Below are 6,275 nucleotides of genomic sequence, written 5' to 3'. Positions count from 1 at the left end.
ATGCTAAAGAGTACCCATTACAAAAATTATGAAGTAGCAGAGAAGGTCGGCTACCAAGACCCGCGGTATTTCAGTCAAATCTTCAAGAAAAAGGTCGGGCTCTCGCCTAGTGAATATCGGGAAACGATTGGTAAATAAAAGCATCTCATCGAAAAAGGACTCTAGCGGCGGCGTGATCCAGCTAGAGTCCTTTTTCTCATATTTAAACCACAATTGCTAGTTTCGAATGTATTGCCTAGAGCCGAACATCGCTTTGCGGTCCGTTTCGATCCCTCATTTGTGCTTCCTCAAGCTCAGCATCCCAGTTTAGATGACGATATTCGGCGGCTGCGGCATCATTTTCGAACCAGTTCAAAAAATCTTTCCAAAGCGCAACGTCCCATCCGGCATCAATTTGTGCTGTCGAATATACGCTGTCACGCAGTCTAACGAAACCAAACACATCACGTACTTGGGATTTTTCCGCTTGTACGACCGTCAGCTCAGCTAAATGTGGCGGAATAAAAATAACGCCAGAAGGAGTGCCGAGTACTACATCGCCAGGCATACAAATAGCCTTGCCAATTCGTGTTGGAACGTTCATGCCTACCATTGTAACGTCTGCAATCGCAGTAGGATCGCTGCCTCGATAATACACATTGATATTATCGATTTCTACGATTTGCTGATTATCGCGAATACCGCCCCAAATGACAGCACCGCCGCGCTTCGTGCGTGTGGAAATAGCTGTAGATAAATTCCCGCCTACGTAAGTGCCGAGATGCACTTTATCAAACATATCCACTACTGCGACGTCATCTTCTACAAGCGAATCAATAACCCATTGATTGAAAAAGCCTTTTCGATTCTCTTGCTCATGTCCATAGTTAAGCAGCGTTTCATGCAGATCAGGTCGTTTAGGCACCATTACAGCTGTAACAGCACGTCCAACCATTATTTTATTCGGATGGACAATTTTGAAATCACCTTCGAACTGAAAGGCATAACCTCTGTTCCAGAGAGGGCCCCAGGCCTCCTCCAAAGTGATTTTGCGCATGCGCCTTAGAACATCTTCGGATACTTTAGGACGTCCATTCGGAAAGCGTTCACCCTCCCAAAGCGGCGTAAGCTGGATCATATCTTCCGGATTGTCAAATTTCATCTGAGCACCTCTTTCGCAATAGTGTGTTTGAAGGCTGCTGTTATTTGCTTTCTAAGTCTATTGTTAGGGACATTCCCATATTTGTCGATGCGACTTTCTTAAGGTATTTATGGGGTAATCTATGAATTTTTCACACTATATAAAATCAAACGATTTCATAATTTCTTCACCTTCATTCATGTAACCGCTTTCGTATAAAGTAAAGGAACATTATCTAGGAAAGGGGACGAGATGATTAGAGTGAATACAGAGACTGTTATACCTAAACGAAAGCAGGCAAAAACGAAGCGCAAACAGCAAGGAGCTGCTCATTTAGCCGGATACATTTTTATATCCCCTTGGCTAATCGGTTTTTTGCTGTTGACGCTTTGGCCCATTGCACAATCGTTTTATTTGTCTTTTACCGAATATTCTTTGCTGGAGGACCCGATATGGACCGGCACGGACAACTACACCAAAATATTTACTGGTGATTCCACTTTCACGAAATCGCTAAGCGTGACGTTTATGTTTGTATTATTCTCCGTTCCATTAAAGCTGTTTTTCTCCCTTATGGTCGCATTGGCACTCAATAAAAACATTCGAGGCATGAATATTTATCGGACGGCAATTTATTTTCCATCCTTAATCGGAGGAAGCATTGCGGTAGCAGCGCTTTGGCGCAATATGTTCGGGATAGACGGTTATATCAATCAGGTGCTCGCTTGGTTTGGGATTGAGGGGGTAGGCTGGATATCCAATCCGGACACCTCGCTTGGCACATTGATTTTACTCAATACGTGGCAATTCGGATCAACCATGGTTATTTTTCTAGCTGGTCTTAAGCAAGTGCCGCAAGAGCTTTATGAATCAGCATCTGTAGACGGTGCCGGCAAGGTAAGGAAGTTTATAAGCATTACGCTGCCGATGCTCTCGCCGGTTATGTTCTTTAATCTCGTGCTGGGCATTATCGGATCGTTTCAAACGTTTACCTCAGCGTTCATTATCACAAAGGGCGGTCCTATTAATTCGACCTATATGTACGCCATGTTCCTGTACGAGAAAGCGTTCAAGCATTATCAGATGGGCTATGCGTCTGCACTTGCTTGGATATTGCTCACAATTGTTGCGCTTCTCACGCTTATTAACTTCGCAGCCTCGAAATATTGGGTGTTCTACGAATCAGATGGGGGGAAAACCAAATGAATTCGCTGCGTTCGAAGCTGACGAGCCATTTGTACCTATCCCTGTTTTCTATTCTGATGCTGTATCCCGTCATCTGGTGGGCAGGCGCCTCTTTAAAAAAGACAGAGGAGCTCAGCTTGCCGACGATCTGGCCGAAGACACCCATGTGGAGCAATTACTGGGATGGCTGGCACTTCTCATCGGAATATACGTTTGCACATTTTTTTGGCAACACACTGCTTATGGAGCTGGGCAATGTCATTGGCGGCGTTGCCACTGCTGCAATTGTAGCTTATGGCTTCGGAAGGCTAAACTTCAAGCTGCGGGGCTTCTGGTTTTCCATTTTACTGCTGACCATGATGCTTCCAGGGCAGGTAACTGTTGTCCCGCAGTACATTTTGTTCAATAAGCTAGGATTTGTGGACAGCTACGTACCGCTCGTGCTCCCGCATTTTTTCGGAGGCGGCGCATTTTTCATTTTCTTGCTCGTGCAATTTATTCGCGGAATCCCGAAAGATTTGGATGAGGCCGCAACGATTGACGGAGCAAGCGTTTACGGAATCTTTTGGAGAGTGATCCTGCCACTGTTGAAGCCCGCACTTGTTACCGTAGCTATCTTCACGTTTATTTGGAGCTGGGACGACTTTTTTGCACAAGTGCTTTATTTAAGCTCCGTTGACAAATTTACTGTTGGACTGGCACTGCGCATGTTCATCGATCAATTCGACATTCAGTGGGGGCAACTGCTAGCCATGTCCTTGCTGTCGATCTTTCCTTCGGTAATCATCTTTTTCTTTGCACAGAAGCATTTTGTCGAAGGAATAGCTACTACAGGATTAAAAGGGTAAGGCATTTCATTTCACAAAGGAAAAGGGGATGTAAGACGATGAACAAAAACGGGTCAAGAAGCTTGGGGCTGTTGATGCTGGCATTACTGCTCGTATTGACCGCTTGCAGCGGAGGCGGAAGCAGCAATGGAGGGAAGCAAACGAATGAAGGAACGAAGAGCACAGCAAAGCCGGACGATGCAGGCGGCAAAGAAGCTGGCGCCAAAACAACACTCAGCATTATGTGGTGGGGGCCGGATGCCCGGCACGAGGCAACAAAAAAAGCGCTAGACATTTACTCCCAGCAAAACACGAACGTATCTTTTAAGCCGGAGTTTATGGCATGGGATGCATTCTGGCAAAAGCTTCCGACACTTGCTGCCTCGAAGTCCATAACAGATGTGCTGCAAATGGATGCTGCCTACATTCAAGAATATGTATCGCGCGGTCAGCTAGAGGATCTCTCTGACATTGACCTAAGCGGCATTGTTGATCCATCCGTTATTTCTAATTTGCAAATAGATGGAAAATTGTACGGTATTCCACTCAGTCAGAATGCGCAAGGCTTAGCATTCAACAAAGCGGAGCTGGAGCAATACGGGATCACGCTTCCGCATAAGGATTGGACTTATGATGAATTTTTCCAGTGGGCAAGAGACGCACGGGCGAAGCTTCCTGATGGGAAATATCCGATAGGTGATACAACCACTTGGGATAGCTTCAACTATTACCAGACGTCGATGGGCAAACCGCCCGTTATGTCCGATGGCGGGAAAACATTTACGCTTGATAAGGATTTGTTTATGACCTTCTACCAAACGTATGAAGAGTTCCGCAAAACGAAAATCGTACCTCCTGCAGAAAAAGCTGCTTCATTTCTGGAAAATGACCCGCAAGCTGATCCAATGGCATCCGGCGTCGTAATGACAAGAGGTGCAACAACCGGCTCTGTCAGCGCTTTAGAGCAGCTTATGCCAGGAAAGGTAGGCGTAGTGAATCTTCCTGTTGGTCCTGCGGGCGGCGGCTGGGCGCAATCAACCATCTTCTTAAGTGTAAGCGCGAATTCCAAAAATAAAGATGAAGCGAAGAAATTTCTGAGATGGTTCGTTACCGATAAGGACGCAGGCAATGCGCTTGGTCTCACACGCGGCATTCCGATCAATCCTGACATTTATAAAGAGCTTGAGCCAACTCTTGAGGCTAAAGATAAGCTCGGCAAAGAAATATATGACCTTTCACTAGACAAGGCATTGCCGTTCTATCCGCCGGCAGCAGGCTTCTCCGAATGGGTTGATACGTATAAAAAGGAGATGGAGGCTGTAACCTTCGGCCAGCAATCGATTGAAGATGCCTACAAGAAAATAGACAAAATGGGCAAGGAATTGGCAGCAAAAGTGGCTGGTTAATAAACTATGGAGGTGGTATCTGGATGCAGCTAGCAGAGTTTTTCTCATCGCAACCCGCAAGATTATGGCTTTTGGCAAAGCAGCTTGGCATTGAATATGCAGTTGGAGGGCTTCCATGGGAAGAAAAGCACGAGAAACCATGGGATCTGATGCCGCTTATTCGCATGAAACAGAGGTATGCTGATGCTGGTCTTACGCTTAACGTGATCGAATCTATGCCTCCGAGCAATGAGATTAAGCTTGGAACGGCAGGAAGAGACGCCGAGATCGAAGTGTTCCAGCAATTTATTACGAATATGGGTGCAGCCGGTATTCCTGTCCTTTGCTACAATTTTATGGCTCAGTTCAATTGGTTTCGAACATCGACCACCACACGGACGCGGGGCGGAGCACTAGTGTCCAGCTACGATCACAGCCTCATGGAGGATGCGCCGCTCACCGAGGCTGGCCTTATTAGTGAAGATCAGCTTTGGGAAAATCTTCAATATTTCATGGAGCGAATCGTCCCTGTGGCAGAGAAAGCAAAAGTGAAGCTAGCGCTACATCCCGATGATCCTCYGATTACACCAATCAGAGGTGTATCGCGTATTTTGACAAGTGCAGCTGCCCTGCAGCAAGCAATTGATTTAGTTCCAAGCGCCTATAACGGCATTACCTTATGCCAAGGAACACTCGCAACGGCTGGAGAACATATTCCGAGCGTCATCCGCCATTTTGCAAAGCAGGATAAAATGTTTTTCGTCCATTTCCGTGATGTGAAAGGAACGCCGGAAAAGTTTGAGGAAACGTTCCACGATGATGGGCAAACCGATATGCTCGAGGCGATGCATACGTACTATGAAGTAGGCTTTAACGGGCCAGCAAGGCCAGATCATGTGCCGACGATGGAAGGCGAGGATAATGCGAATCCCGGATATGAGCTGTTGGGACGCTTATACGGTATCGGTTATATCCGAGGTTTAATGGAAGCAGCTGCTGCTGCGCGATTAACAAATGAAGCTAAGACGAGTGTTAACATTTCGGGATAACCTCCATACCTTCATAAAGCAAGCACCTTCAACTCCACATATCGTGTGGAACTGGAGGTGCTTTTTATAATGCTCATATTTGCTCAAAGCGCTATCGTTACTTCAAAACATGAAAAAACGGAACGCTATTAAGCGTCCCGTTTTGATCCCCACAGTATTAACGAATTAGCTCCAAAGCCGATCATTGGAATGGTAATGATTCCAGTTGTCCGTATGCTCCCACAGCCCTGGGATTTTTGGATGCAGATGCTTTGCTAGTACCTCATCGTTCAAGTCGTCAATGCCCAGACCAGGCGCATCTGTCAAATGAATGAAGCCATTCTGAACAAGCTTGTTCGGAAGCTTGCTGCTAATGATAATATCATCCCACCATGACACTTCACAGGAATGATACTCTAGTGCCATAAAGTTCTCTGTCGCTGCTGCTACATGAGCTGCTGCGAGACAGGCGATAGGGCTCTCAGCCATATGGATCGCCATGGCCACACCGTATTCCTGTGCCATATCACCAATTTTTTTCGTTTCCAAAATGCCGCCAGTCGTCAGAACGTCTGGATGTATGACCGACACTCCGCCAGCTTGGAGCAGCGGTTTGAAATTTTCTTTCAAATAAATATCCTCACCTGTACATATTGGCGTTGCAACAGCTCGGGCGAGCTTCGCATACTGCTCGGTATACTGCCATGGAAGCATATCCTCCATCCAAGCC

General features: G+C 46.4%; 7 protein-coding genes. 5 read left to right on the top strand and 2 right to left on the bottom strand.

What is annotated here, in order from left to right:
- A complete protein-coding gene (locus AC1DSE_RS28125) occupies positions 1 to 138 on the top strand; it encodes an AraC family transcriptional regulator (RefSeq protein WP_477528551.1) in 138 nt (45 codons plus the stop codon).
- Between the two features lie 97 nt (positions 139 to 235).
- Here the strand turns inward: AC1DSE_RS28125 and AC1DSE_RS28120 are convergent, their stop codons facing one another.
- On the bottom strand, positions 236 to 1,141 hold the full coding sequence (locus AC1DSE_RS28120; protein ID WP_477511617.1) for an RraA family protein: 906 nt from the start codon (positions 1,139 to 1,141) through the stop codon (positions 236 to 238).
- Between the two features lie 231 nt (positions 1,142 to 1,372).
- Between AC1DSE_RS28120 and AC1DSE_RS28115 the strand changes: the two genes are divergently transcribed.
- Genes AC1DSE_RS28115 through AC1DSE_RS28100 form a run of 4 tightly spaced genes read left to right on the top strand, consistent with a single transcriptional unit; the run spans position 1,373 to position 5,566 of the window.
- Complete coding sequence (locus AC1DSE_RS28115; protein WP_441963311.1) at positions 1,373 to 2,326, top strand: carbohydrate ABC transporter permease; 954 nt, start codon at positions 1,373 to 1,375, stop codon at positions 2,324 to 2,326.
- Positions 2,323 to 3,153: a carbohydrate ABC transporter permease gene (locus AC1DSE_RS28110; RefSeq protein ID WP_076265908.1), complete on the top strand. Its 831-nt coding sequence runs from the start codon at positions 2,323 to 2,325 to the stop codon at positions 3,151 to 3,153. The genes AC1DSE_RS28115 and AC1DSE_RS28110 overlap by 4 nt, the downstream gene beginning before the upstream one ends.
- Before the next feature lie 38 nt (positions 3,154 to 3,191).
- Positions 3,192 to 4,538 carry an ABC transporter substrate-binding protein gene (locus tag AC1DSE_RS28105; RefSeq protein ID WP_477511618.1) on the top strand — a complete coding sequence of 449 codons (1,347 nt, stop codon included), beginning with the start codon at positions 3,192 to 3,194 and terminating at the stop codon, positions 4,536 to 4,538.
- 23 nt (positions 4,539 to 4,561) lie between these two features.
- On the top strand, positions 4,562 to 5,566 hold the full coding sequence (locus tag AC1DSE_RS28100) for a mannonate dehydratase (protein ID WP_477528550.1): 1,005 nt from the start codon (positions 4,562 to 4,564) through the stop codon (positions 5,564 to 5,566).
- A 165-nt stretch (positions 5,567 to 5,731) separates the two neighbouring features.
- Here the strand turns inward: AC1DSE_RS28100 and AC1DSE_RS28095 are convergent.
- On the bottom strand, positions 5,732 to 6,275 hold a 544-nt coding region (locus AC1DSE_RS28095), incomplete at its 5' end, for an enolase C-terminal domain-like protein (RefSeq protein ID WP_477528549.1).

The sequence above is a fragment of the Paenibacillus sp. 01L418 genome, assembly GCF_056400045.1.
The sequence above is the reverse complement of the archived record's forward strand: the minus strand, read 5'-3'. Positions and strand labels throughout refer to the sequence as shown.

Bases quoted from the DNA above. Each gene is read 5' to 3' on its own strand.
- AC1DSE_RS28125 (WP_477528551.1), top strand. From the start codon at position 1: ATGCTAAAGAGTACCCATTACAAAAATTATGAAGTAGCAGAGAAGGTC.
- AC1DSE_RS28120 (WP_477511617.1), bottom strand. From the start codon at position 1,141: ATGAAATTTGACAATCCGGAAGATATGATCCAGCTTACGCCGCTTTGG.
- AC1DSE_RS28115 (WP_441963311.1), top strand. From the start codon at position 1,373: ATGATTAGAGTGAATACAGAGACTGTTATACCTAAACGAAAGCAGGCA.
- AC1DSE_RS28110 (WP_076265908.1), top strand. From the start codon at position 2,323: ATGAATTCGCTGCGTTCGAAGCTGACGAGCCATTTGTACCTATCCCTG.
- AC1DSE_RS28105 (WP_477511618.1), top strand. From the start codon at position 3,192: ATGAACAAAAACGGGTCAAGAAGCTTGGGGCTGTTGATGCTGGCATTA.